The sequence below is a fragment of the Bartonella sp. W8122 genome, from assembly GCF_016102485.1.
GTDB classification, from domain to species: domain Bacteria; phylum Pseudomonadota; class Alphaproteobacteria; order Rhizobiales; family Rhizobiaceae; genus Bartonella; species Bartonella apihabitans.
In genome coordinates this window covers 1,968,062-1,993,994 of sequence record NZ_JACFOO010000001.1, presented here as the reverse complement: position 1 = coordinate 1,993,994, position 25,933 = coordinate 1,968,062, and the positions used below count along the sequence as shown (strand labels likewise).

The window sequence follows — 25,933 nt, the reverse complement described above, 5'->3', positions numbered from 1 at the left end:
GCCCGTCAGTTGGTCGGGCAGCCGCGCCTTCTCAATACCGAAAGGTGAAAGGTGAGGAAAGTCCGGGCTCCATGGAATAACGGTGCCGGATAACGTCCGGCGAGGGTAACCTCAGGGAAAGTGCCACAGAAATATACCGCCTGTTCATGCAGGTAAGGGTGAAAAGGCGGGGTAAGAGCCCACCGCGCATCCAGTAATGGATGTGGCAAGGTAAACCCCACCGGGAGCAAGACCGAATAGGAATGACACGCAAGCTTTGCTTGCAGCCGATTTCCGGGCCTGTCATTCGGGTAGGTTGCACGAGACGGGTGGTAACATCCGTACCAGATGAATGGCTGTCACGCGGAATTTTTAATCAAATTTCGTCATACAGAACCCGGCTTATAGACCAACTGACATTTTCCTTTGCATTTTTTACCTTTATAGAATTCACAAATATAAAATTCACAAATATTTTTATATGACCCCGATTGACGGGATAGATCGTTAGAGCTAATGCAAAGCATTCGCAATTAGAAAGTTTTGTTGCATGTCTCTTCAAGATGATAAATTCTCCCGTAAGTCCTCGCTCACCGAACGGACGTCGGAAGGCATTTCTGCAATGCTTGCCGGCAAGCGAAAGGGCGGACGTACATTTCTTCTCATGGTTGGGCCTGCCGTTATCGCCTCAATCGCCTATATGGATCCCGGTAATTTTGCGACCAATATTCAGGCCGGATCGGGCTATGGCTATACGTTGTTGTGGGTTGTGTTGCTCGCCAATCTTATTGCCATGCTGTTTCAGGCACTGTCGGCTAAAGTCGGCATTGTAACCGGCCGCAACCTTGCTGAACTCTGCCGCGACAATCTGTCAAAACCTGTTGTTGTGGCAATGTGGATTATCAGCGAAATCGCTGCAATGGCAACCGACCTTGCCGAATTCCTCGGTGGTGCTATCGGTCTTGCCTTGCTGTTCAATTTGCCGCTTATCGTCGGTATGATTATTACCGCGATTGTTACTTATGCGCTTCTGATGATTGATAGCCGCGGTTTCCGCCCGACAGAAATTCTGATCGGTATTCTGGTTTCGATTATCGGCCTTTGTTATCTGATTGAAATGGTGATCGCGCCGGTTGATTGGGAAGCTGCAGGTTTGCATCTTTTTACACCGGAAATGCCTGATGCCAACGCCTTGCTTATTTCCGTCGGTATTATCGGTGCTACCGTTATGCCGCATGCGCTTTACCTCCACTCCGGCCTGACACAGGCACGTGCCAAGGTCCAGAGTGACAAGGATCGCCGCCAGCTTGTTCGTTACTCAAACCGCGAAGTTATAGTTGCTCTTGCTATAGCCGGCATGGTCAATATGGCCATGGTTATTATGGCGGCAAGTACGTTTCATGGTGCGCATAACGACATTGCCGAAATCGATCAGGCCTATTACACATTGACACCGCTTCTCGGTATCGGTGCGGCAGGCGTTTTCCTTGTTTCGTTGATTGTTTCGGGTATTTCAAGTTCGGTTGTCGGCACTATGGCCGGACAAATGGTTATGCAAGGATTTGTCGGCTTCTACATACCGATATGGGTTCGCCGTTTGGTTACGATGATACCTGCCTTTATCGTTGTGGCACTCGGTGTCAACTCGACAGAAGCACTGGTTGTCAGTCAGGTTATTCTTTCAATATCACTACCTGTCCCTATGATTGCGCTTCTCTATTTTAGTGGTCGCAAATCCATTATGGGGCAATTTTCCAACGGAATTGTTACCCAGATTGTTGCCATTCTTTCGGCAATTGTTGTTTTGATACTGAATTTTGTCCTGCTCTTCATGACATTCGGTTTAATACCGGAAATTTCGTGAATGAGGGGTTCAATCCTAACACTTCGTTAAGCATAACTGTGCGATAAAGAAGATTGACGCATTTTGACCGATTGAAAGGTCAGGATGCGCCAATCAATTTTTAAACGTGCTGTTAAAAGATAACGATGCCAACTGTTAAGGATACCGGTTTTAAACGTCATATCCCTGTTTTACTTGAACCTGTTCTTGCGGGAATGGATGCTTGCGCCGGTAAAACAATTATCGACGGTACTTTTGGCGCAGGTGGCTATTCGCGCGCGCTCCTTGATAAAGGTGCCAATGTCATTGCACTTGATCGCGATCCGGAAGCGATCCGTGACGGCGAAGCTTTGGTTGAAGAATATCGCCCACGATTGAAGCTCGTTCATACAGAATTTTCCAATCTCGGCCACGTGACGGAAGATAAAGTTGACGGTGTTATTCTTGATATCGGCGTTTCGTCCATGCAGATTGACGAGGCAGAGCGCGGTTTCTCGTTCCAGAAAGACGGGCCGCTTGACATGCGTATGTCGGAAAAAGGTTTCAGCGCAGCCGATGTTGTGAACACCATGAAGGTGAATGACCTTACGCGTATTTTCGGTCTTCTCGGGGAAGAGCGCCATGCAGCAAGCATTGCCCGAATGATTGTCGAACGGCGCGAGAAAAAACCGTTTTTGCGTACCTCCGACCTTGCAGATGCTGTTGAAACATTGGTTGGGCGCAAACCCGGCGATCATATCCATCCGGCAACAAGAATTTTTCAGGCCTTGCGCATTTACGTTAATGACGAGCTTCAGGAATTGGCCAAAGCGCTTGAAGCTGGCGAAGCGGTTTTGAAACCCGGCGGGCGGCTTGGTGTTGTAACCTTCCATTCACTTGAAGATCGCATGGTCAAAAAGTTTTTCGCTCTCCGGTCAAAAGCGCGCGCGCAATCGCGCTATCTGCCGGTTCAAGAAACAGAAAAGCCAACATTCACTCTTAAAGTCAAAAGTGGAATTACCGCAGATAAAGCGGAGCTTGAAACCAATCCCCGTTCACGCTCTGCGCGTTTCCGTTTTGGCATCCGCACGGATGCCGACATAGCACCTCTTGATAAATCAATATTCGGTCTTCCTGAACTAGCCCGATTTGATGCCCGAAATGATGGTAATAGAAAATGACAGTTTTTCGTACATTTGATATGATTTTGGTGGCCATTATGATTTGTGCAGCCGGTATCACATACAAAGTGAAATACGACGCACTGAAACGCATTGGCGAAGTCCAGCGTATCGAACGACAAATTGTTGCCGAAAAAAACACCATCAACCTGCTGCATGCCGAATGGGCAATGATGATCGAGCCGGAACGTATGCAGGTTTTGGTCACCCGTTATCAGGATCAACTCGGATTGCAGGTAACCGACGCCCGCCAGATTATCAAATTGCAGGATATACCGGAACGTCTGCCAGACCAGATCGAAAATCTCATCAAGGATGACGAGCTTGAAGAAAAGAATTCGCTGCTTGCCCGCAACGGCAACGCGAATATCGACAATATCGCAACAGGAAGCGTTCGGCCATGAAGTTTATTCCGTTTTTGAAGCGTAAACCAAAGGCACCTCTCAATCGTTATGAAGAGTTGCAAAAGGCCGAATATCGTTCGCGCAGAACCCGCCGCCGCCTCATGGTGGTGGTGAGCTGTTTCCTGTGCGTTTATGCGGTGATTTTTGCCCGGCTTATCTATTTTGGTATCAAAGGCGGCGAGATTGAAGAAGCCTCCGGCCCTGCAGTCGAGCAATCTGCAGCCCGTCCCGATATTCTTGACCGTAACGGGCGGCTTCTTGCAACCGATTTGAAAACTTATTCGCTTTTTGCCGAACCGCGCCGCATCATTGATGTGGATGAAACAATCGAATTGATTTCAACGGTTCTCCCCAATCTTGATTGGCAGGAAACCTATAAAAAACTTAAAAAGAAAACCGGTTTTGCCTGGATTCAACGCGGGCTCACGCCAAGCCAGAAAGAGCAGATTATGGCACTTGGTATTCCCGGTGTCGGGTTTCGCACAGAAGTGCGCCGCTTCTATCCCGGCGGGCCAACAGCTTCCCATATTCTCGGCATGGTCAATGTCGACAATCAGGGTACGGCGGGAATGGAAAAATATATCGACAATGCCGGTTTAAGCGATTTGCGTGCAGCCGGACTTGCCGACGAAACGTCACTTGAACCGGTAAAACTTTCAATTGATATCCGTGTTCAGGCCATTATGCGTGATGTATTGGCGGACGCCATGCAAAGATATCAGGCAATTGCCGCCGGTGCGGTGGTTATCAATATCCACACCGGTGAAGTGCTTGCTATGGCTTCCATGCCCGATTTCGACCCCAACAATCCGGTCGATGCACTTAAGAAAGACCGCCTTAACCGGATGACAGCCGGTACATTTGAAATGGGGTCGACGATTAAAAGTTTTACCACCGCAATGGCGCTTGATTCGGGAAAATTCCAGTTGAATAGCGTTGTTGACGCGTCAAAGCCGCTCGCCGCAGGACGCGGACATTTCATCCGTGACTTCCACGGTAAATATCGCCCGTTAACAGCTTGGGAAATTTTCATCTTTTCTTCCAATATCGGTTCGGCAAAAGAAGCGCTGACAATCGGCATTGACGGGCACCGCGAATTTTTAAAAAGAATGGGACTTCTTGACCGTATGACGACAGAACTTCCGGAAGTTGCCCGCCCGGTCGAGCCGAGACGCTGGAAGACCGTCAATTCCATGACCATTGCCTTCGGCCATGGTATGATGACAACGCCATTGCAAACAGCGGTCGGTGCCAGTGCCTTGATGAATGGCGGCAGGCTTATCGAACCGACATTTTTGAAACGCACGGCCGAAGAGGCAGAAGAACATTCCAAACAGGTTGTTGCACCGGAAACGAGCCGCGATATGCGTTATCTTTATAAATTGAATGGCGATATAGGTTCGGGGCGCAGAGCCAAGGTTGAAGGTTATCGCGTTGGCGGAAAAACCGGTACTGCCGAAAAAGTCGAAAACGGCAAATATTCGAAAAACAAAAGGTTCAACGCCTTCCTTGCGTCATTCCCGATTGATGACCCGCAATATGTTGTTTTGACAATTATTGACGAACCTAAGGCAGAAGAAGGAAAATTCGGGGCAACAGCCGGTTTCAACGCTGCTCCGATGGTCGCAGAAATTATTCGCAGGTCTGCAACGTTTTTGGGTGTAAGACCGGACTTTAAAGAAGAATATGCTCCTGTACTTGCGTCTTCCGGCAATCAGAAATTGCCTGAAACGTCGTTTAATGACTAGTGGAAAAGGGGATAGCGCATGAAACTTGATCAACTGATAAGCGGTGTTCACCAGAAAACGATCGTGCCCTCTGTTGAAATTAAGGGCGTGACCGCCGATTCCAGAAAAGTTATGCCCGGTTTCCTTTTTGTCGCTCTCAAAGGGAATAAAGGCGATGGCGGCGTTTATGCCGAAGACGCAGCAAAACGGGGCGCCGTTGCTATTCTCACCGACCATGATTTTAAATTGACGAACAGCAATGTTCCAATTTTACGTGTAGCGGATGCACGTCATCAATTGGCACTCATTGCAGCACGTTTCTTCGGAAAACAACCCGAGACTGTTGTGGCTGTTACCGGCACAAGCGGTAAAACATCTGTCGCTTCATTTACGCGTCAGATATGGAAAGATGCCGGTTTTGCTGCCGCGACAATTGGAACAATCGGCGTAATTACGCCAGTGAAAAATGAATATGGTTCTTTGACCACGCCTGATCCGGTGAGGTTACAACAGATAATGGCCGAACTTGTTGATGAAGGTGTGACCCATGTTGCCATGGAAGCTTCCTCTCACGGTATAGATCAGCGCCGCCTCGATGGTGTCCATCTTGCTGCCGCCGCTTTTACCAATCTCGGGCGCGACCATATGGATTATCATCCCACTGTTGAGGATTATTTCAGAGCCAAAATGCGTCTCTTCGACACACTTTTGCCGAAAGATGCTCCTGCCGTCATTTTTGCCGATGACAAGTTTTCGGAAGCGGCAATCGAACATGTCAAACGTTCAAAACGGCAGGTTTTAACGGTCGGGCGTAAGGGTGATTTTATCAAATTGCGCCATATCGAGCACCAACGCTCGCGCCAATTTGTTGATTGCATTGTCGATAACGAGGTTTTCGAGTTCACGCTACCGCTGGCAGGAGACTTTCAGGTTTCCAATGCGCTTGTTGCAGCAGGTCTCACACTTGCAACAGGTGTGTCGGCTGCTGCTGTTTTTCGTGCACTTGAACGTTTGCAAGGAGCACCGGGGCGTCTTGAACTTGTGGGGACAACAAAAGACAAAGCGGCAATCTATGTTGATTATGCCCATAAACCGGAAGCGCTGGAACAGGTTTTGCTTGCTGTCAAAGCTTTTACCACCGGAAGAGTGGTTGTGGTGTTCGGCTGTGGTGGTGACCGTGACAAGGGTAAACGCCCGATTATGGGGAAAATCGCTACCAAATATGCCGATATTGTTATTGTGACCGATGATAATCCGCGCACCGAAAATGCCGCCGAAATCCGCAAAGAAATTATGGCAGCGGCAAGCGGCGCCAAAGAAATCGGGGATAGAAGAGAAGCCATCCGTTATGCCATTTCCCTGCTTCAAAGCGGCGATACATTGGTTGTTGCCGGAAAAGGGCATGAAAAAGGGCAGATTATCGGAACCGAAGTTCATCCTTTTTCTGACCATCAGGAAATAACGGAGGCCTTGGAAGGACAGCATAAATGAAGCCATTATGGACGAAAGCCGAGCTTGAAAAAGCAATTGATGGCGAGATCATCGGCAATTTGCCGGATGAATTATCAGGCGTTTCGATAGACAGCCGCACCGTAAAGCGGGGCGAAATCTTTTTCTGTATCAAGGGCGAAAAACTCGACGGCCATGATTTTGCGGCGAAAGCTGCCGAGGCTGGTGCAGGCTTGTTGATTATCGAAAAAGCCCACAAAGCGGATCTCCAAAAGCTTGGCGTAGCGATGATAGCGGTTAATGATGCGCTGAAGGCATTGGATGAGCTTGCAGTGGCAGCGCGGGCAAGATCAAGCGCAAAAATTATTGCTGTGACCGGATCTGTCGGCAAAACGACGACGAAAGAAGCACTGCGCCACTGTCTTGGAGCTGTCGGAAAAGTTCACGCCAATCCGGCCTCCTTCAATAATCTATGGGGAGTGCCGCTAACCCTTGCCCGTATGCCAGCCGATACAGATTACGGAGTGTTTGAAATCGGCATGAACCATTCTGGTGAAATCCGTCCATTGGTAAAAATGGTGCGGCCTCACTTAGCCATTATTACCAAGGTTGCGGCGGTGCATCTGGGGTTCTTCTCGAGTGTCGAGGAAATTGCCACAGCGAAAGCTGAAATTTTCGAAGGTGTCGTAAAAGGCGGGACAGCTCTTCTTAATGCCGATGATGATTTTTTCCACTTTCTTTCCGATAAGGCCAAAGCGTGCGGGATTGAAAATATATTGAGTTTCGGCGAAGCCGATTCTGCTGATTACCGATTGGAAAAACTCCATATGTTGGCCGACTGTTCAAGTATGAGTGTGAAGATCGGCGACACTGAAGCCATGGTGAAAGTAGCCGCTCCCGGGCGCCATATCGTGCAGGACTGTCTGGCAGTGCTCGGCGCGTGTGATTGTGTTGGTGCCGATATGGCACATATTGTTATGGCAATGGCAACATTTAGCGCCGAAAACGGGCGCGGCGCACGTTATCATCTGGAATTGCCATCGGGCGGGACATTCACGCTGATTGACGAAAGTTATAATGCCAATCCAGCTTCCATGCGGGCAAGTCTTGAACTTTTGAAACAAGCCAAAACCGGCGCACGCGGGCGGCGCATTGCGGTGCTTGGCGATATGCTCGAACTTGGCAAATATAGCGAAAAACTTCACCGCGAACTTGCCGAACCGGTTTTTACCTCGGGTGCCAATCCGGTTTATCTCATTGGACGCGAAATCAGACCTTTGGAACAGGAGCTTGCAAAAAAGCTCAAAGTTTATTTGAAAGAAAATGTGGAAGAGATTATCCCTCTCGTTCTCAAAGACATTCATGATGGTGATGTCATCATGGTCAAATCATCGAATTCTATTCGCTCTTCGCGTGTTGTGTCGGCTTTGCTTGAACGTTATAAGAAAGCCGATTGAAAGTTAAAAAGGCCAAGCTTCCATGTTGATGTATTTTTCATCGCTGACCGATATTCTGCCCGGTGTCGGTGTGTTCCGCTATATCACATTCCGCACCGGTGCGGCTTTGCTAACGTCGGGACTTATTGTCTTTCTGTTCGGACCAAGCATTATCGCTTCGTTGAAAGTGCGTCAGGGCAAAGGCCAGCCAATCCGTGCCGACGGCCCGCAAACCCACTTCAAAAAAGCCGGTACGCCGACAATGGGCGGTTTGATGATTTTAAGCGGTACGGTGGTTTCTGCACTTCTATGGTGTAATCTTTCCAATATCTATTTTTGGGTTGTGCTTCTCGTTATGTTGGCCTTCGGCGCAATCGGCTTTTATGATGATTATCTCAAAGTCACCAAACAAAGCGAAAAAGGCTTTTCCGGAAAGGCTCGTCTGACATTGGAATTTATCATTGCCATTGTCGCATCCGGCGTCATTATGCATAGCGAATCAACGGGCCTCGCACTTCCTTTTGTAAAAGATTATTTGCTCAATCTCGGCTGGTTTTTTATTCCCTTTGCTGCTTTTGTCATGGTGGGAGCGGGTAACGCGGTCAATTTTACTGATGGTCTTGACGGCCTTGCCATTGTTCCGGTCATGGTGGCCGCTTCGTCATTCGCGCTCATTGCCTATTTGTCCGGCAATATCAATTTTGCCGATTATCTTCAGATCCACTATGTCGCGGGTTCAGGCGAACTGACAGTGCTTCTCGGCGCTGTTGTCGGAGCGGGACTTGGCTTTTTGTGGTTTAATGCGCCGCCTGCCGCAATTTTTATGGGCGACACCGGCTCGCTTGCACTTGGCGGTATGTTGGGTGCTGTTGCGGTTGCAACAAAACATGAAATCGTTCTTGCTGTCATTGGTGGGCTGTTCGTTATGGAAGCACTCTCCGTTATTATTCAGGTTTTCTGGTTCAAATTGACAGGAAAACGCGTTTTCCTCATGGCGCCGATCCACCACCATTTCGAGAAAAAAGGCTGGACAGAAAGTCAGGTCGTTATACGTTTCTGGATTATCTCGATTGTGCTTGCCCTGATCGGTCTTTCAACTCTTAAATTAAGATAAGCAAAATGATTATAGTCAATTCTTTCAAGAATAAAAAAGTTGCACTCTTTGGCCTTGGTGGTTCGGGTGTTGCCACAGCAAAATCACTTCTCGCCGGTGGCGCGGAAGTTGTCGCATGGGACGACAAGATGGAGACCGTCGAAAAAACGCGTGCTGAGAATATTCCGGTGAGCGATCTTCATAATGTCGATTGGTCAACAATCTCGGCTCTCGTTCTAGCTCCCGGTGTGCCGCTCACCAATCCCGAACCCCACTGGACAGTCAAACTTGCAAAAGCTGCCGGTGTTGAAATTATCGGCGACATTGAATTGTTCATTCGCGAGCGCAATGCTTATCTCAAACACAATAAACTTGCCGACGCGGATATGCCCTTCATTGCAATTACCGGCACCAATGGCAAATCCACCACAACAGCGCTCATCAATCATCTTCTGAACGAGAGCGGAAAATTGTCGGAAATGGGGGGCAATATCGGTACCGCTATTTTGTCGCTCGAGCCGTTTGAAAAAAATCGTTTTTATGTGATCGAATGCTCGTCTTTCCAGATTGATCTGACGCCGTCCATCAATCCGACGGTTGGCATTCTTCTTAATATTTCGCCCGATCATATCGACCGGCACGGGACATTTGCCCATTATTGCGAAATCAAAAAGCGGCTGGTAAATGGCGCAAAAACGGCACTCGTTGCGGTTGATGATGAAAACTCGACAAAAATCTATGAAGAGCTTTTACATGACCATCATAAAGTTTATCCCGTTTCAAAAGACAAGGTTTTGAAGAGCGGATATTATGCTGTCAAAGACGAGCTTTTCAGTGTGGAAAATGGCAAAGCGGAAGCACGTTTGTCACTTTCCGGAATTTCCTCGCTTCGTGGCAGCCACAATGCCCAGAATGCTTTAATGGCACTCGGCACCCTTGATATTTTAAAAATAAAACCTGTTGAATTGCAGCGGATTTTTGCCTCCTATGTCGGGCTGCCGCACCGTATGCAGCAGGTCAGAAAAATCGGCAATGCTCTTTATGTCGATGATAGCAAGGCAACCAATGCCGAGGCAAGCGCACCGGCACTTGCCACCTTTGATCATATTTACTGGATTATCGGCGGTCTTGCAAAAGAAGGCGGCATTACCGCTTTGAAAGATTATTTCCCGAAAATCCGCAAAGCCTATCTCATTGGTGATGCTGCGGAAGATTTTGCCCGCACCATCAATGGCGCATTTCCGATTTCAATGTCGGGAACGCTGGAAAAAGCTGTTCAGGAAGCCCATCAGGATGCTGGGGCAGACAAAGCCGAAGAAGTGGCCGTTCTGCTTTCGCCTGCTTGTGCAAGCTATGACCAGTTTAAAAATTACGGCGCTCGTGGTGATGCCTTCAAAGCTTTTGTAAAAGCGTTGTAATCTCCATTTTTGTTTCTCCTATATTTCATGGCTTCGGCTTGAGACGGTCGAAGCCATTTTTTCGTCCATTATTAAAAAGTTGGGTGCGCGTTAACCAACCGGAATCCTTTTCGGCGTAATTTCTACTGATAAATGAGCAAAAATTGTTCTTGACTGTATGATAGTGACAAAGGGGTTGAAATGGTTTCTCGTGCAGACCGTGGACCGATAGCCAATTGGTGGTGGACAATAGACCGGCCAATTCTGGCAGCCTGTCTCATGTTAATGGGGCTTGGTATTATGCTTTCCTTTGCTGCAAGTCCTACCGTTGCAAGCAAAATCGGTATTGCCGACAGTTTCTATTTTGTGCGTTGGCACATTATTTTCAGCTTCCCCGCGCTTTTTACGATGATTTTCGTTTCCTTCTTTACCCCGCGCAATATTCGCCGGTTTTGCGCACTGCTACTGCTTGTAACGCTTGTTCTATTGGTCGCAACCTTGTTGTTTGGCGCTGAAGTCAAGGGGTCGAGACGGTGGATTTCTGTGCTCGGCGTATCCGTTCAGGCATCCGAATTCATGAAACCGGCTTTCGTCGTTATGTCGGCATGGCTTTTTTCCGATCAGACCAGAAAAAACGGCATTCCGGGCTTTTTGCTTGCCATTATTCTTTATGGAACATGTGCGTGCCTTCTGGTGCTTGAGCCCGATATCGGGCAGACAATGCTTATCAGCGCCACTTGGGGCGGCCTGTTCTTCCTTGCCGGTGTGCCGATTTTCATCATCATTCTGTTCATCGGGCTTGCGATTGTTGGCGGTTTTGGCGCCTATCTTTTCGTTCACCACGTTCAGGAACGCGTCAACGGGTTTTTGACCGGCGAAGGCGATACATTTCAGGTGGATGTCGGGCGTGAGGCTATTTTGCATGGCGGCTGGTTCGGGCAGGGGCCGGGCGAGGGCACAGTCAAACGGATTGTTCCAGACAGTCACACAGACTTTGTATTTTCGGTTGCGGCGGAAGAATATGGCATTGTTCTTTGCTTGCTGATTGTTGCACTTTTCGCCTTCATCGTTATCAGATCCATGAAAATTGCCATGAACGAACGGGATTCTTTTACCCGCTTTGCTATTGCAGGCATGGCTATTCTGTTCGGTTGCCAATCCATGATCAATATGGCAGTTAACCTGCATTTAATGCCGCCAAAAGGCATGACTTTGCCATTTATCTCTTATGGTGGTTCGTCTATGGTGGCAATTGCAATTTCCATGGGAATCTTGTTGAGCTTGACGCGCAGACGCCCCGAAGCAAGGCTTTCAGCGTCGTTACCGACTATTCTGCCAGCGGTGTGAGATGACTGATAAAAAAATAATTGTTCTGGTTGCGGGTGGCACCGGTGGCCATCTTTTTCCTGCCGAAGCTTTAAGAGGCGAACTTGTCCGGCGAGGCTATGATGTCCATTTGATTACCGATGATAGGGCAAGACGCTTTGTGCGCACATTTGACGATGATCATGTGCATGTTATTCCCTCGGCAACCATAACGAGCAAAAATCCTTTTGCGGTGGCGAAAACTCTCTGGCAGCTTTTGAAAGGTGTTCGGGCATCACGACGGTTATTTAAAAAATTGCGACCCGTACTTGTTGCAGGATTTGGCGGCTATCCCACATTGCCGCCGCTTTATGCGGCAAAGTCGATTGGTTTGCGCGCCTTTATTCACGAGCAGAATGCGGTGATGGGGCGTGCCAATAAGGCTTTGGCTGAACGGGTTGATGCCATTGCCGGCGGCTTTCTTGAGGATGAAGGTCCATATAAAGACAAAATTGTTGTAACCGGCAATCCGGTTCGTGATGCGGTGATCGAAGCCTCGGAACAACCCTATCGCCCGTCTGATGGAACTGATGCTTTCAATCTTTTGATTTTCGGAGGCAGTCAGGGAGCTTCATTTTTCAATGAAATTGTACCGGCAGCGGTAAAGCTGCTTGGCGATGATGTAAAAAAACGGTTGCATATTGTCCAGCAGGTCAGGGGTGACCAAAACGAACTCGTCGAAACCTATCGGAATCTTCAAGTCGAAGCCGACGTTAAAGAATTTTTCGAGGATATGCCGAAGCGTATTGCCGATGCCCAATTCATTATTGCACGATCGGGCGCTTCTACAGTGTCTGAAATTGCAGCAATCGGCAGACCCGCTTTGCTCGTTCCATACCCTTATGCACTCGATCACGATCAGGCAGCCAATGCAGCAAGGCTCGCTGCGACCGGTGCCGTTAAAGTGATGCAGCAGAAAGAACTTGATAGTCACGAGCTTGCAAAAATGATTGATGCGGTTGCCAAAAACAGCGCTCTTCTTATTACACAGGCAAAAGTTGCCAAAACTGCAGGTCATAGAGATGCCACAAAAAAATTGGCAGATCTTGCAGAAGCATTGGTTGCGGGCAAAACAGTAAAAGAATTTAAAGAAGGAGAAACTTCATGAAAATGCCCTTGAGTATTGGCCTAATCCACTTTGTGGGAATTGGGGGTATAGGCATGAGCGGTATTGCCGAAGTGCTCCATAATCTGGGCTATAAAGTTCAAGGTTCCGATCAGGCGGACAATGCCAATGTCGAGCGTTTGCGCTCCCACGGAATAAAAATTCATGTCGGTCACAGTGCCGATAATCTGGGGCAGGCCGAAGTTGTCGTTGTTTCAACGGCTATTCATAAAAATAATCCGGAATATATTGCAGCCAAAGAACGTCATCTACCGATTGTGAGACGGGCTGAAATGCTTGCCGAATTGATGCGTTTCAAACAGGCTGTCGCTATTGGCGGTACGCACGGAAAAACCACAACCACTTCATTGATCGGCACGCTTCTTGAAGCCGGTAATCTGGACCCGACTGTGATCAATGGCGGTATTGTCAACGCTTATGGTACCAATGCACGTATGGGTGAAGGCGATTGGATGGTGGTCGAAGCCGACGAAAGCGATGGTACATTTTTAAAACTTCCCGCCGATGTCGCAGTTGTTACCAATATTGATCCTGAACATCTTGATCATTACGGGACTTTCGAAGCAGAACGCGAAGCTTACTTGCAATTTGTCGAGAATGTTCCTTTCTACGGCTTTGGCGTCATGTGTCTTGATCATCCGGAAGTGCAAGCATTGGTGAGCCGCATTGATGACCGTCGCGTCATCACTTACGGCTCCAACCCGCAGGCAGATGTGCGCTTTCTGAACCACCATATGGAAGGGCCGAAATCGCATTTTGATGTTGTTATCCGCTCGCGTAAAACCGGAGCAGTTATCGAGATGAAAAATCTGGTTTTGCCAATGCCTGGTCGTCATAATGTGCTGAATGCCACGGCAGCCATTGCAGTTGCTCACGAACTTGGCGTTCCCGATGATGCCATTATCAAAGGATTGGCAGGCTTTGGCGGTGTCAAACGCCGCTTTACCCATACCGGTAGCTGGAACGGTGTCGAAATTTTTGATGACTATGGACACCATCCGGTTGAAATCAAAGCTGTGCTGAAAGCTGCTCGTGAGAGTGTAAAAGGTCGTGTCATTGCTATTGCCCAGCCGCACCGTTATACGCGCCTTCATAACCTTTTTGATGAATTTGCAACCTGTTTCAATGATGCCGACACAATTCTTGTCGCTCCGGTTTATCCGGCCGGAGAAGACCCGATTGAAGGTGTCAACTCGAAAGCTCTGGTTGACCGGATTAAAACTGCCGGCCATCGTGATGCGCGATATATTGCCGACCCGAAGGAAATCGCCCCGATTGTGAGAAAAATTGCCAAGCCCGGTGATTATGTTGTCTTCCTCGGGGCTGGCAATATTACCCAATGGGCTTATGCTCTACCCAATGAATTGGCAGATCTCGATAAAAAATAAGTTTTGGTCAGATGATAGATGGCGAAGCACTTTTAAAGCGGTTGCAACCTTCTCTTGAAGGCATAAGAGGACGAATTCACCCTAATGTGGATATGAGCAAAGTCACCTGGTTTCGCTCCGGTGGCCTTGCCGAAGTCTTCTATCAACCGGCAGATGAAGCCGATCTTGCAGCTTTTTTACAAAAATTGCCGCGTGATATACCGATAACAATTGTCGGTATCGGTTCCAATTTGCTGATACGTGATGGCGGCATTGCCGGTGTAACAATCCGCCTTTCGGCCAAAGGTTTTGGTGAAACCCAGCAAGTTTCGCAGACGCGCATTTTTGCGGGTGCCGCAACTACCGATAAAAGGCTTGCTTCTGTCGCACTGGAAGCCGGAATTTCAGGTTTTCATTTTTATTGCGGAATACCGGGAGGTCTCGGCGGCGCATTGAAGATGAATGGCGGAGCCAATGGCGGCGAGACAGCACAACATGTTGTTGAAGTCTATGCATTCGACCGTGAGGGAAAACGCCATATTCTCAATCTTTCGGATATGCACTATTCCTATCGCCAATCAAAAGTCGATGATGGTTTGATCTTTGTCGGTGCTTTGCTTGAAGGGCCAAAAGGCAACAAGGAAGACATTAAAAAAGCCATGGACGAGGCCATTCGCCACCGCGAAGAAGTTCAGCCCATTCGCGAAAAAACCGGCGGTTCAACCTTCCGTAATCCCGAGGGTACATCGGCATGGAAAGTTATTGATGAAGCAGGCTGTCGCGGCTTGACAATTGGTGGAGCCGAGATGAGCACCATGCATTGTAATTTCATGATCAATAAAGGTAATGCAACCGCCTATGATCTCGAGCTTTTAGGCGAAACAGTAAGGAAGCGGGTGTTTGAAAAAACCGGAATTGTGCTTCATTGGGAAATTAAACGTATAGGCCAATTTTTGCCCGATAGAATTGTAGAACCTTTTATAGCTCCCCATTGAAACGGGTAAAAAATAAAGAGGCGCAAGCAAATCTTTGCGCCTTTTCAATTCAGGCCCATTTCAAAGACTTGTAATTTTATAATTTTAATACCCTGAAAGATAAAAACATTTATAAAAATGAATTTGATTATTTATAATCTTGTGTATAATTACACTGTAATAAATATAAAATAAAATTTAGCTGGTTTATGATCTAATAAATTTTATGCATTGTCCGATTTTTTGAACAATGGAAAAACTTACGGATGATTTCCGGAAAATACTTATATTTCCGGAACGGGAATCTGTCAGGTTATAAAGCCGGTTATCTTTTTTAGTGATTACGTTGTTTTGCGTAAAACTCGGGCTTCTGACCGGAGCTTTCATCAAAGCCGTTAAAAGTCAGTCTGTGTATCGCGTATTTTTGTTCGTTTTTCAAAATTGTAAGACAGGAATTAGCAAAACCACTCGGATGCGAGGGGGGGCCTGCAATTGCCGTTTTTCGAAAGAACGGATTATGCCGACGGATAAAATGACAGATAATGAAAAAAAACTGAAAAAAATCTATGAGTCATTTCAAAGGGATGAAAGGAATTTCGCCTTTCGAATCAGCATCTTGCATGATGCGGGGGTTGTCAGAATGGGACGATTCTGATTCATTATGGTTAATGCTAGTCCATTGATTCGCAAGGATGATTTGGATTTTCAGACGACCGATAGTATCGGTTGTTTAGATGGGGTCTATATTTAGTGGTTTCTGAGGGAGTTTTTTCGTAATGGCGAAAAAGCATGTTGCCGTATTGATGGGTGGTTTTTCTTCCGAGCGCCCGATAAGTCTGTCTTCGGGAACGGCATGTGCAGAGGCCATTGAAAATCTCGGTTATAAAGTCACAAAAGTTGATGTCGGGCGCGATGTTGCGTCCAGACTGTCGGAATTAAAGCCTGATATTGCGTTCAATGCTTTACACGGTATTTTTGGTGAAGATGGCCGTATTCAGGGCATATTGGAATTTTTGCAAATTCCTTACACCCATTCGGGTGTTTTGGCGTCCGCTCTTGCTATGGATAAGGGGCGGGCAAAAATCGTTGCGGCAGCAAATGGTGTAAAGGTTGCGCCTTCGCGCGTGATGAACCGTTTCGAGATTGGAAAAATCCATCCGATCGAGCCTCCTTATGTCATCAAGCCGGTTTATGAGGGGTCGAGCTTTGGCGTGGTTATCGTCAAGGCCGGTCAAAATACACCGCCATCCGAAATTACCGGATCATCCTGGCACTATGGCGATGATGTCATCGTAGAAAAATATGTTGCGGGAAGGGAGCTGACCTGCGCTGTTCTGGGTGGAGAAGCGTTGGAAGTTTGCGAGATTGTGCCGGATAAAGAGTTTCAATTTTACGATTTTCAATCAAAATATAAGCCAGGCGGATCAAAACACGTTTGTCCTGCGCCACTTTCACCAAATATTTACCAAAATGTGCAAAGGATGTCTGTGGCAGCACATCAGGCACTCGGGTGCAGAGGTGTTAGCCGCTCGGATTTTCGTTTTGACGAGGAGAAAGGTGAGTTGGTCTGGTTGGAAATCAATACACAACCGGGTATGACACCCACCTCTCTTGTACCGGACATGGCGAAAGTGGCGGGTCGCTCGTTTGGCGATCTTGTAAAATGGATGTTGGAGGACGCGTCGTGTATGCGTTGAACGGTCAACAAGAGGACGGTTTTTCGACACTTGCGATGTCGATATTGCCCCGCCTTTACCGGCGGTTGCGGCGTACTGTCTCTCAAATTGTTCAGGCTGACATCGAGCTGCCACGCCATTTTGGTGCGTTTGCAGTCGTCCTCTTTTTTGGTGCAACAGCTTGCTATGGTATTTCGGCAGGTGGCCACACCGATGATGTTGTAAAAGCCACAACATCGACATTCGGTTTTGCAGTCGAAGATGTAGAAATTGCCGGTAATAACCGCATGTCGGAACTTGATGTTCTTTCGGCTCTCGGTCTTGATGGCGAAACCTCGATGATCGGTTTTGATGCAGTCAAAGCGCGTGAGGCGCTTGCACAACTTCCATGGATACAATCGGTCGACGTTCAAAAGATCTATCCGGATCGTGTTCGTGTTTCGCTTGTCGAGCGGCAGCCTTATGCAGTTTGGCAGCATGGCGATAATCTTGATATTATTGATGACGCAGGGCGGGTGATCGTGCCGTTCAAACCGGGCCTTGCGGGTGATTTGCCGCTTGTTGTCGGTATTGGTGCCGATAAAAAGGCATCCGATTTTGTGCATGAAGTAGCCGCTTTTCCGGAAATTAAAGAACATGTACGGGCTTATGTACGTGTGGGTGACCGGCGTTGGGATGTTCTGCTTGATAATGGCGTTCGTATCAAATTGCCGGAAACGGATGCTATTGCGAGACTTGCGGATGCAGTCAAGGCCGATAAAGAACAAGGGCTTTTTAGTCGCGACGTTTTGAGTGTTGATTTACGGCTTCCTGATCGTATTACTGTTGCATTGTCGGATGAGGCATTGGAGCGGCGTAATAACGTTGTTAAAGAAGAAGAGCGTCATTTGAAGGCTCGGAAGGCAGGTCACGCATGAATCTGCTCGGCTCAGGACATAACGGATTGCGTAAGACCCGTCTGTTGACAGTGCTTGATATGGGCTCAAGCAAAGTTGTTTGCGTCATTGCGCGTTTGCGTCCTTTTGATCATATGCAATATTTGCCCGGCCGTACGCACCATATTGAAATTTTGGGCTTTGGCGTGCAACGTTCCCGCGGGATCAAATCCGGCGTTGTTATGGATATGGCGGCGGCAGAACAATCTGTTCGCCTCGCAGTTGATGCCGCGGAAAAAATGGCAGGTTTGATTGTCGATTCATTAATCGTCAATTTTTCATCTGCCCGCTTGAGAAGTGTTGTTGTTCATGGCGAATATGATGTGAGCGGACGTGAAGTCTCTTCACGTGATGTTCGCTCGGTTCTTGCCAGTGCATCAAGAAAAGCATTTGCACTTGATCGTCACATTGTCCATTCGGTTCCGCTCAGCTATTCGCTTGATAGTGAAAAGGGGATTTCGGATCCAATAGGAATGACAGGTAATCTCCTTGGTGTGGATGTTCATGTTTTAACGGCAGAAACTGTACCATTGCGCAATCTTGAAGCCTGTATCAATCGCGCCCACATCAGTGTGGAAGCTATGGTTGCAACACCATTTGCAAGCGGTCTTGCAGTGCTCGTTGATGATGAGGCCCGTTTGGGGGCTGCATGTATCGACATAGGTGGCGGCACAACTACATTTTCGGTTTTTTCCGATAATCATTTTGTTCATGCCGATGCTATTCCTGTTGGTGGCAACCATGTCACGCTTGATATAGCACGTGGTTTTTCGATGCCTCTGGAAGATGCCGAAAGACTGAAAGTTATGCATGGGTCAACACTCCCCGGTGGCGTCGATGATAGACATATGATCAGCATTTCGCCGATCGCGGACGAACGAAGCGAAATGCAATATCCACGTGCTGTTTTGACACGCATTATTCAGGCACGTGTGGAAGAAATTCTTGAAATGGTACGTGACAGGCTCAATCGTTCCGGATTTGGCCATGTTATCGGAAAACGTATTGTGCTGACGGGTGGAGGGAGCCAGCTTACCGGCTTGCCCGAGACAGCACGCAAGATATTGGGACGTAATGTAAGGGTCGGTCGCCCGCTTGGAGTTTCGGGGTTGCCAACTCTGGCTAAGGGAGCGGCGTTTTCTGCGGTTGTCGGTTTGATGATCTATCCGCAGACGGCGAGTTTCGAAGAGAAAATCGTTCATACGATCGGTCAACTCAAGACTGGTACGGGGGGACGTTTTCAACGCGTAGGCCAATGGCTGCGCGAGAGTTTTTGAGTTGTTGAGTGATATTTCTAATTCTACCGCTAAGGGCTTTGCGGTGTACTTATTGAGAAGGAAAAGACAATGACAATCAATCTGCACGGGCCAGATATTACAGAATTGAAGCCACGCATCACTGTTTTCGGTGTGGGCGGTGGCGGCGGTAACGCTGTCAATAATATGATCAATGCCGGCTTACAGGGCGTTGATTTTGTTGTCGCGAATACGGACGCCCAGGCATTGACTATGTCGAAGGCAGATCGTGTTATCCAGCTTGGTGCGGCCGTGACCGAAGGTCTTGGTGCCGGCGCACTTCCCGAAGTCGGGCAGGCTGCAGCAGAAGAATGCCTTGATGAAATTGTGGATCATCTCGGTAACTCCCACATGGTTTTCATTACCTGTGGTATGGGGGGCGGTACTGGTACCGGTGCTGCACCAGTGGTTGCCCGTGCAGCCAGAGAAAAAGGTATTTTGACTGTCGGTGTTGTTACCAAGCCCTTCCATTTCGAGGGTGCACGCCGCATGAAAACAGCCGAAGCCGGTATTGAAGAATTGCAAAAATGCGTTGATACGCTGATTGTTATTCCAAACCAGAACCTGTTCCGCATTGCCAATGAACAAACCACTTTTGCCGATGCGTTCATGATGGCCGATCAGGTGCTTTATTCCGGCGTTGCCTCGATTACCGATCTGATGATCAAAGAAGGCCTTATCAATCTTGATTTTGCCGATGTGCGTTCGGTTATGCATGAAATGGGCCGCGCCATGATGGGAACCGGCGAAGCTTCCGGTGAAAACCGTGCTCTTGCAGCCGCAGAAGCAGCGATTGCCAATCCGCTACTTGACGAAACGTCAATGCGCGGTGCTCGCGGCTTGTTGATTTCGATCACCGGTGGACGTGACCTTACTTTGTTCGAGGTTGATGAAGCAGCCAATCGTATTCGTGAAGAAGTCGATGCCGATGCAAATGTGATCTTCGGTGCGATTGATGACGAATCGCTTGAAGGTGTCATCCGTGTTTCGGTTGTTGCAACCGGTATCGACCGTGCAAGCGTCGAAGGCGCTGATACAGACGGGCAGGGAAATCAGGTGTCAGGCCCTGCACGCAAGCTCGAGAATAATGCAATTCCACAGGCTGGCCCGAAAGCTCAACTTTCGGAAGCAAAACCGCAGCCGATGGTCGAGGTCATGGAAGCTTTGGAACTGGAAATGAACAGGCCTGTCGAGGAACCTTTCCGGCCTCAGAGCGAAATTTTTAAAGTTCCTTCCTCAAGCGCAGGTGTTATTCCGCAACGCGCCAATCCGCAAATTCAAGCTTCGCCAACGGTTCATGCACAGGCACAGCAAATGCCGCAGACACCGCGTATGCAGGCTCCTCGTATGTCTCAACCGCGTGAGCAAGCTCCGGTAAATATGGAAGCAACAGCCCGCGTACTTGATGAGATGACCGAAGTACCGGCAATGCGCGAAAAACAGGCAGCACCCCAACAGCGTCCGGCACCGGTCAGAATGCCTGAACTGCGTGATTTTCCGTCTGTCGCCCGCGAAAAGGCCAATGCAGCCGCTCATCATCAACAAGCTCAGCAGGGACCACGCAGTCTTTGGCAAAAATTGACGCAGAGTTTGATTCACCGCGATGAGGAGCCGACAGCCCGTTTGGAACCTGCCCATAAACAAAATCGCGAGCCGGTTCTGCCAAATCAGGAACCACGCCGTCAATTGTCATCCGATGCTGCAGTTTACGCACCTCGGCGGCAACCGTCTGCTGAACCTCAACCGCGTCAGCAACCACAACAACGCCAGCCGGTCAGCGAAGAAGACCAGTTGGAGATTCCGGCTTTCCTTCGCCGTCAGGCAAACTGAATACGAAGGTAACAATAAGTCGGCTCCTGTTCGAGAGGTCGACACTATAAAAGCCCCAAAAACCTTCTCAAAACTGCCGCTGTTTTTTAAAACAGCGGCTTTTTTGTATATGCGGTTTGCAAATTTTTTTCGTGCACCACAATCCGGCTTTGCGGAAATGAAAACGGCGAAAGTGGCGTAACCAGCCTGTTATTTGATTCGACGAACGTCAAAAGCCTATGAACGAGCTGTGGGCAATTTGCGCTCAAGGAGAGTGAGTGATCGGCGTTGAAGAAGTTTGTGCAATCGGCTTTTAAAGAAGAGTGGGCAATTGGCGTTGCAGAAATCTGGGTAATTGGCGCTGCATATGGCTAAAACAATTGCTATTCCCGTTATGGTCCGCGGTAAAAACTTAAAACCAAGACTGAATTTTTCTGATCTGTTATATAAATCTGAGCACGTTTGAAAAAGCGGCTTGTGTTTTTAGTGAAAAACAATGTTCAAGGCGCCCTTTGATAAAAATATTGAAAAGAAAAAGAGGTTCTTCAACTTGCAGCCACTTCCGCATGTCGGTTTCAAAAACGCGAACACCAAAATCACGGCATGACACGAAATTGAGGAACAGCGAAATAGAGGCCCCGCAAAACCATCTTTGTGAAAATGTAGGGAATGAACAATATTGAACGGGAAATAAATTCCGGAGGCTTCTTCGGGCAGGAGTGAGTGACAAGCAAAATTTGATCGAAGACGAGACGTGAAGACGGTTATGATGTTAAAGAAAATCGTGTATGACATTTGGGAAATTAGCCGTCAAAGTTCGAATTGGTGAGCAATGGTGGTTTGCTTCAACGGAATTGATAAAATTCCTTGTCGAAGATTATCGTTATTAGTGCTATGTGAAGAAAAGTTTTTTAAAAATCGAGGAAGGGAAATTCTTTCAACTATGGTTGGTAAACATTCAAAGTCCGGTCCTGACCATCATTTCCAATCAACATTGGCAAAAGCGGTCACATTAAGCGGGTATGGTGTTCACAGTGGTCTCCCTTCAACCCTCACGATCAACCCTGCCGAAGCAGGAACGGGGATCGTATTTGTAAGAGTTTTACCCTCGGGCGAAAAAAAGCGCTTCCGTGCTGTTTCTGAAGAAACCGGTAAAACCGACCTTTCGACAACTTTGGGTACGGGGGCAGTCCGTGTCGAGACTATCGAACATTTGATGGCTGCAATCAATGCTTATAATCTTGATAACCTTGTCATTGAAGTTTCAAATAACGAGTTACCCATACTTGATGGCGGTTCATGGACATATTGCGAGGCGTTCGATAAAGCGGGAATTGTTAATCAAAACGTTAAACGCAAATTTATCCTCATCAAGAAAAAGGTCAGGGTCGAATCGAAAAACGGTTTTGCCGAGTTCGAGCCGTTTGATGGCAGACGATTTGACGTTTCGATAGAATTTTCAAGCCCGATTATCGGCAAAAGCTCCATTGTTTTTGATTGCAAACCGGAAGAATTCAAAAAAGAAATTTCCAGAGCGCGCACCTTTGGCTTCCTGAAGGATGTTGAAACACTTTGGGCTGCAGGTATGGCTCTCGGCTCGTCTTTGGAAAATTCGATTGTGATCGGTTTTGATGACAATGTCGTTAATCCGGACGGTCTTCATTATGAAAATGAATTTGTCCGCCATAAATTATTGGATGCGATTGGTGATACAGCAATGACCGGTTCGCCCGTTATCGGCCTTTTCAGGTCATTTCGTGGTGGACATGCCTTGAATGCAAGGCTTGTAAAAGCACTTCTTGAAGACAAAACTGCATTCGATACAAAAGAATTTTAATAAATTCGATTGTAATAACTGTTCTTTTCAGGGATTTGTCATAATTCAGTCTATAAGGAATGATTGACCGATTGAGTAAAAATCGGCTAATTCAATATTAATGTTATAGGTTGATAATGCCGATAATAACCTCCCATGACTTCTATTCGGTCTTGATCAAGCGCTGGGTGATGTCTTTAGGGTTTCGATAAACAAGGGTATGCCGGAAGGCCGGAGAGAGCATGACGAAGTTGAATTCGTGTTTTATGGATGCTGGAGCAAACAAATCCACTATCTTGCGTAAAGTCATTATCGGGCTGATGCTTGGCAGCGTATGCCTGACAGCCGGTTGTTCGAAAAAAGACAAGGATATCGATCTGACATCCTATGTCGATAAAATCGACCCGCCGGATGTTCTTTATAATCAGGCTCTGGCTAATCTGGATGCCGGCCGTTTAAGCGAAGCTGCAAAAAAATTCGAGGCGGTTGATCGTCAGCATCCTTACACCGAATGGGCACGCAAGTCTCTTGTTATGGGGGCTTTTACCAATTACCGCAAGGGCAATTACGACGAAGCGGTCAATATGGCCAAGCGCTATATTGCTCTTTATCCGACATCCGAGGAAGCCGCTTACGCTTATTATATTATCGGTCTGTCATATTTCCGGCAGATTCCCGATATTACGCGCGACCAGAAAGATACCAAACGCGCAATTGCTGCCATGCAGGAAGTTGTCGACCGCTATCCTAATTCGGAATATGTCGATGATGCCAAAACCAAGATACGTTTCGGGCGTGAGCAACTTGCCGGTAAAGAAATGCAGATCGGCCGTTATTATCAGGAACGCAAACAATATCTTTCGGCTATCAAGCGTTATCGCACCGTTGTTGAAGAATATTCCAATACGAACCAGATCGAGGAAGCACTCTATCGTTTGACAGAAGCAAACTATGCTTTGGGTCTAACCTCGGAAGCGCAAACGGCTGCTGCTGTTCTTGGACAGAACTATCCGGAAAGCAAATGGTATAAGGACGCTTTCAACCTGCTGCAAAAGGGTGGGGTAGCTCCACAGGAAAACAAAGCCTCGTGGATATCCCGTGCGTTGAACAAAACCGGGCTGAAAAAAGGTTCCTGATCATAGATGCTTGTACAGCTTTCGATCCGCGACATAGTTCTGATCGAAAGGCTCGATATCAACTTTGACGCGGGCCTGTCGGTACTTACCGGTGAAACCGGTGCTGGCAAGTCTATTCTGCTTGACTCTTTGTCTTTGGCACTTGGGGGGCGTGGAGACGCTTCCCTCGTGCGTCATGGGGCCGAAAGCGGGCAGGTGACGGCCGTTTTTGATGTGCCGATCGACCATCCGGCCAGAAAACTTATCAAAGAAAATGGCCTTGATGACGAAGGCGATATCATCCTTCGTCGCATCCAGTCCTCCGATGGTCGTTCGCGAGTCTTCATTAATGATCAGGCGGCAAGCGTTGCTTTGATGCGTGACGTCGGTCACGAGCTTGTAGAAATTCATGGACAACATGCTGATCGGGCGCTTGTCGATATTGCCTCCCATCGCGATCTTCTTGATGCTTATGGGCGTGTGGATGAAGATATCAAGGCGGTGAGCGAGCGTTATCGCCACTGGCATAACCTCCAAACGACTTTGAAGAAACATCGCGAAAAAGTTGCAGAAGCTTTGCGTGAGGCGGACTATTTGCGTTCCTCTGTTGAAGAATTGGATAAGCTTGGCCCCGAGGCTGGGGAAGAAGAGAGCCTCGCAATCCGGCGTACCGATATGATGAAAGCCGAAAAAATTGCAGGCGACATCAATGAGGCCGGTGACATGTTGAACGGGGCGCAATCACCGGTTCCGGTTTTGGCAAATCTCGTCCGGCGGCTCGAACGAAAAATTCCTGAAGCGGAAGAGCTTGTCAAACCGATCGTCGATTCAATTGATAATGCGCTTGAAGCTTTGGAACTTGCACAGGATAGCGTTGATGCGGCCATGCGTGCTCTCGATTTTGACCCGCAAGAATTAAGCAATGTGGAAGAACGCCTGTTTGCTTTGCGTGCCGCCGCGCGGAAATATAATGTTCCTGCTGACAACCTGTCGGAGTTGCGCGACAAGATGGATCAGGATTTGAAAGATCTTGATGAGAGCGAGGAAACCGTCGGAAAACTTGAAAAAGAAGTTGCTGCAGCCCTTGAAGATTATGATAAGGCGGCCGAACAACTTTCGCAAAAACGGCATGAACGGGCGAAAGAATTGACGAAAGCGGTCATGGCCGAATTACCAGCCCTGAAGCTTGAACGAGCGGAATTTATCGTCAATATCGAAAGCAACAAAGAAGAACGTACGCCGGAAGGAATAGACAGGGTTGAATATTGGGTGCGCACAAATCCCGGAACACGTGCGGGTCCGATGATGAAAGTGGCCTCTGGCGGTGAATTGTCGCGTTTTCTTCTGGCTTTGAAAGTGGCTCTTGCCGATCGCGGTTCTGCTCCGACACTGGTTTTTGATGAAATCGATACAGGTGTTGGCGGTGCAGTTGCCGACGCTATCGGGCAGAGGCTATCCAGACTTGCCAAAGGTGTACAAGTGCTTTCTGTAACGCACGCACCACAAGTGGCTGCCCGTGCCGACAGCCACTTCCTGATTTCCAAATCTGAACACGGGGATGGTGACCGCCTGATTACCCGTGTCCATAAACTCGACATCAATGAACGCGCGGAAGAAATTGCACGTATGCTTGCAGGCGAACATATTACTGACGAGGCTCGTGCTGCGGCATTAAAACTGCTTAACGCAAAATAGTGAAATGGGATCTAAAAGCAACGGCGTAACAAGCCTGAAAAATCTCGAAAACTATTTTTCGAAAAACCGTTCAATCAGTCGCAATCAAGCGGCTATATCCTCTTGAAAAATAAAGTTGCAGCATCGGTTCGGAAAAGCCGGAATATCGATTGGCAAGATCGTGTGTGCTGATGAAAACCGGGAAAACCGCAATGCCATTCAAGAGATGGGATCTCCGTTGATTATTCGACAATATTCGCCCTTGTTAAGAATAATCGCTTTTGTGGGACGTG

The 25,933-nt window shown here is 48.0% G+C and carries 19 protein-coding genes and 1 other RNA gene; all 20 read left to right on the top strand.

The genetic code is table 11. The annotated features are described in order from the left end of the window. Positions 1–5: 5 nt before the first annotated feature. The 20 genes from rnpB (at position 6) to recN (ending at position 25,661) form a co-directional block, all read left to right on the top strand. An RNA gene (gene rnpB, locus H3S83_RS08730) (RNase P RNA component class A) lies at positions 6–400 on the top strand. A 129-nt stretch (positions 401–529) separates the two neighbouring features. Continuing rightward, positions 530–1,843 (top strand): Nramp family divalent metal transporter, encoded by a 1,314-nt coding sequence (locus tag H3S83_RS08725; protein WP_075914211.1) that lies wholly within the window; start codon positions 530–532, stop codon positions 1,841–1,843. A 125-nt stretch (positions 1,844–1,968) separates the two neighbouring features. Beyond that, positions 1,969–2,982 (top strand): 16S rRNA (cytosine(1402)-N(4))-methyltransferase RsmH, encoded by a 1,014-nt coding sequence (gene rsmH / locus H3S83_RS08720; protein WP_198239442.1) that lies wholly within the window; start codon positions 1,969–1,971, stop codon positions 2,980–2,982. Next, positions 2,979–3,386 carry a hypothetical protein gene (locus H3S83_RS08715; protein ID WP_198239441.1) on the top strand — a complete coding sequence of 136 codons (408 nt, stop codon included), beginning with the start codon at positions 2,979–2,981 and terminating at the stop codon, positions 3,384–3,386. Before rsmH ends, H3S83_RS08715 begins: the two co-directional genes overlap by 4 nt. Beyond that, positions 3,383–5,134, top strand: coding sequence for a penicillin-binding protein 2 (locus tag H3S83_RS08710; RefSeq protein WP_198232918.1), 1,752 nt, complete (start codon positions 3,383–3,385; stop codon positions 5,132–5,134). Before H3S83_RS08715 ends, H3S83_RS08710 begins: the two co-directional genes overlap by 4 nt. Before the next feature lie 18 nt (positions 5,135–5,152). After that, positions 5,153–6,604, top strand: a complete 1,452-nt coding sequence (locus tag H3S83_RS08705; protein ID WP_198239440.1) for a UDP-N-acetylmuramoyl-L-alanyl-D-glutamate--2,6-diaminopimelate ligase — start codon at positions 5,153–5,155, stop codon at positions 6,602–6,604. Beyond that, entirely contained in the window at positions 6,601–8,019 is a 1,419-nt protein-coding gene (locus tag H3S83_RS08700; RefSeq protein WP_198239439.1) for a UDP-N-acetylmuramoylalanyl-D-glutamyl-2,6-diaminopimelate--D-alanyl-D-alanine ligase, read from the top strand. Before H3S83_RS08705 ends, H3S83_RS08700 begins: the two co-directional genes overlap by 4 nt. A 22-nt stretch (positions 8,020–8,041) precedes the next feature. Beyond that, a complete protein-coding gene (mraY, locus tag H3S83_RS08695) occupies positions 8,042–9,112 on the top strand; it encodes a phospho-N-acetylmuramoyl-pentapeptide-transferase (protein ID WP_198224289.1) in 1,071 nt (356 codons plus the stop codon). A 5-nt stretch (positions 9,113–9,117) separates the two neighbouring features. After that, positions 9,118–10,509: a UDP-N-acetylmuramoyl-L-alanine--D-glutamate ligase gene (gene murD / locus H3S83_RS08690; protein ID WP_198239438.1), complete on the top strand. Its 1,392-nt coding sequence runs from the start codon at positions 9,118–9,120 to the stop codon at positions 10,507–10,509. A 180-nt stretch (positions 10,510–10,689) separates the two neighbouring features. Further along, positions 10,690–11,835, top strand: coding sequence for an FtsW/RodA/SpoVE family cell cycle protein (locus H3S83_RS08685; RefSeq protein WP_078039702.1), 1,146 nt, complete (start codon positions 10,690–10,692; stop codon positions 11,833–11,835). Between the two features lies 1 nt (position 11,836). Beyond that, the gene (murG, locus tag H3S83_RS08680; protein WP_198239437.1) at positions 11,837–12,961 is read left to right on the top strand and encodes an undecaprenyldiphospho-muramoylpentapeptide beta-N-acetylglucosaminyltransferase; all 1,125 of its coding nucleotides are present in this window, start codon (positions 11,837–11,839) and stop codon (positions 12,959–12,961) included. Continuing rightward, positions 12,958–14,367 (top strand): UDP-N-acetylmuramate--L-alanine ligase, encoded by a 1,410-nt coding sequence (gene murC / locus H3S83_RS08675; protein WP_198239436.1) that lies wholly within the window; start codon positions 12,958–12,960, stop codon positions 14,365–14,367. Before murG ends, murC begins: the two co-directional genes overlap by 4 nt. Before the next feature lie 11 nt (positions 14,368–14,378). After that, positions 14,379–15,341, top strand: coding sequence for a UDP-N-acetylmuramate dehydrogenase (gene murB / locus H3S83_RS08670; protein ID WP_198239435.1), 963 nt, complete (start codon positions 14,379–14,381; stop codon positions 15,339–15,341). A gap of 755 nt (positions 15,342–16,096) precedes the next feature. After that, entirely contained in the window at positions 16,097–17,017 is a 921-nt protein-coding gene (locus H3S83_RS08665; protein ID WP_077971963.1) for a D-alanine--D-alanine ligase, read from the top strand. Continuing rightward, positions 17,005–17,913, top strand: a complete 909-nt coding sequence (locus tag H3S83_RS08660; RefSeq protein ID WP_369458754.1) for a cell division protein FtsQ/DivIB — start codon at positions 17,005–17,007, stop codon at positions 17,911–17,913. The genes H3S83_RS08665 and H3S83_RS08660 overlap by 13 nt, the downstream gene beginning before the upstream one ends. After that, on the top strand, positions 17,910–19,208 hold the full coding sequence (ftsA, locus tag H3S83_RS08655; protein WP_077971960.1) for a cell division protein FtsA: 1,299 nt from the start codon (positions 17,910–17,912) through the stop codon (positions 19,206–19,208). Before H3S83_RS08660 ends, ftsA begins: the two co-directional genes overlap by 4 nt. Positions 19,209–19,277: 69 nt before the next feature. Beyond that, entirely contained in the window at positions 19,278–21,056 is a 1,779-nt protein-coding gene (gene ftsZ, locus H3S83_RS08650) for a cell division protein FtsZ (protein WP_198237513.1), read from the top strand. Between the two features lie 922 nt (positions 21,057–21,978). Then, positions 21,979–22,872 (top strand): UDP-3-O-acyl-N-acetylglucosamine deacetylase, encoded by an 894-nt coding sequence (lpxC, locus tag H3S83_RS08645; protein ID WP_077971958.1) that lies wholly within the window; start codon positions 21,979–21,981, stop codon positions 22,870–22,872. 221 nt (positions 22,873–23,093) lie between these two features. Then, complete coding sequence (locus H3S83_RS08640) at positions 23,094–23,987, top strand: outer membrane protein assembly factor BamD (protein ID WP_198224301.1); 894 nt, start codon at positions 23,094–23,096, stop codon at positions 23,985–23,987. A 6-nt stretch (positions 23,988–23,993) separates the two neighbouring features. Further along, on the top strand, positions 23,994–25,661 hold the full coding sequence (gene recN / locus H3S83_RS08635; protein WP_198239433.1) for a DNA repair protein RecN: 1,668 nt from the start codon (positions 23,994–23,996) through the stop codon (positions 25,659–25,661). Positions 25,662–25,933 lie beyond the last annotated feature (272 nt).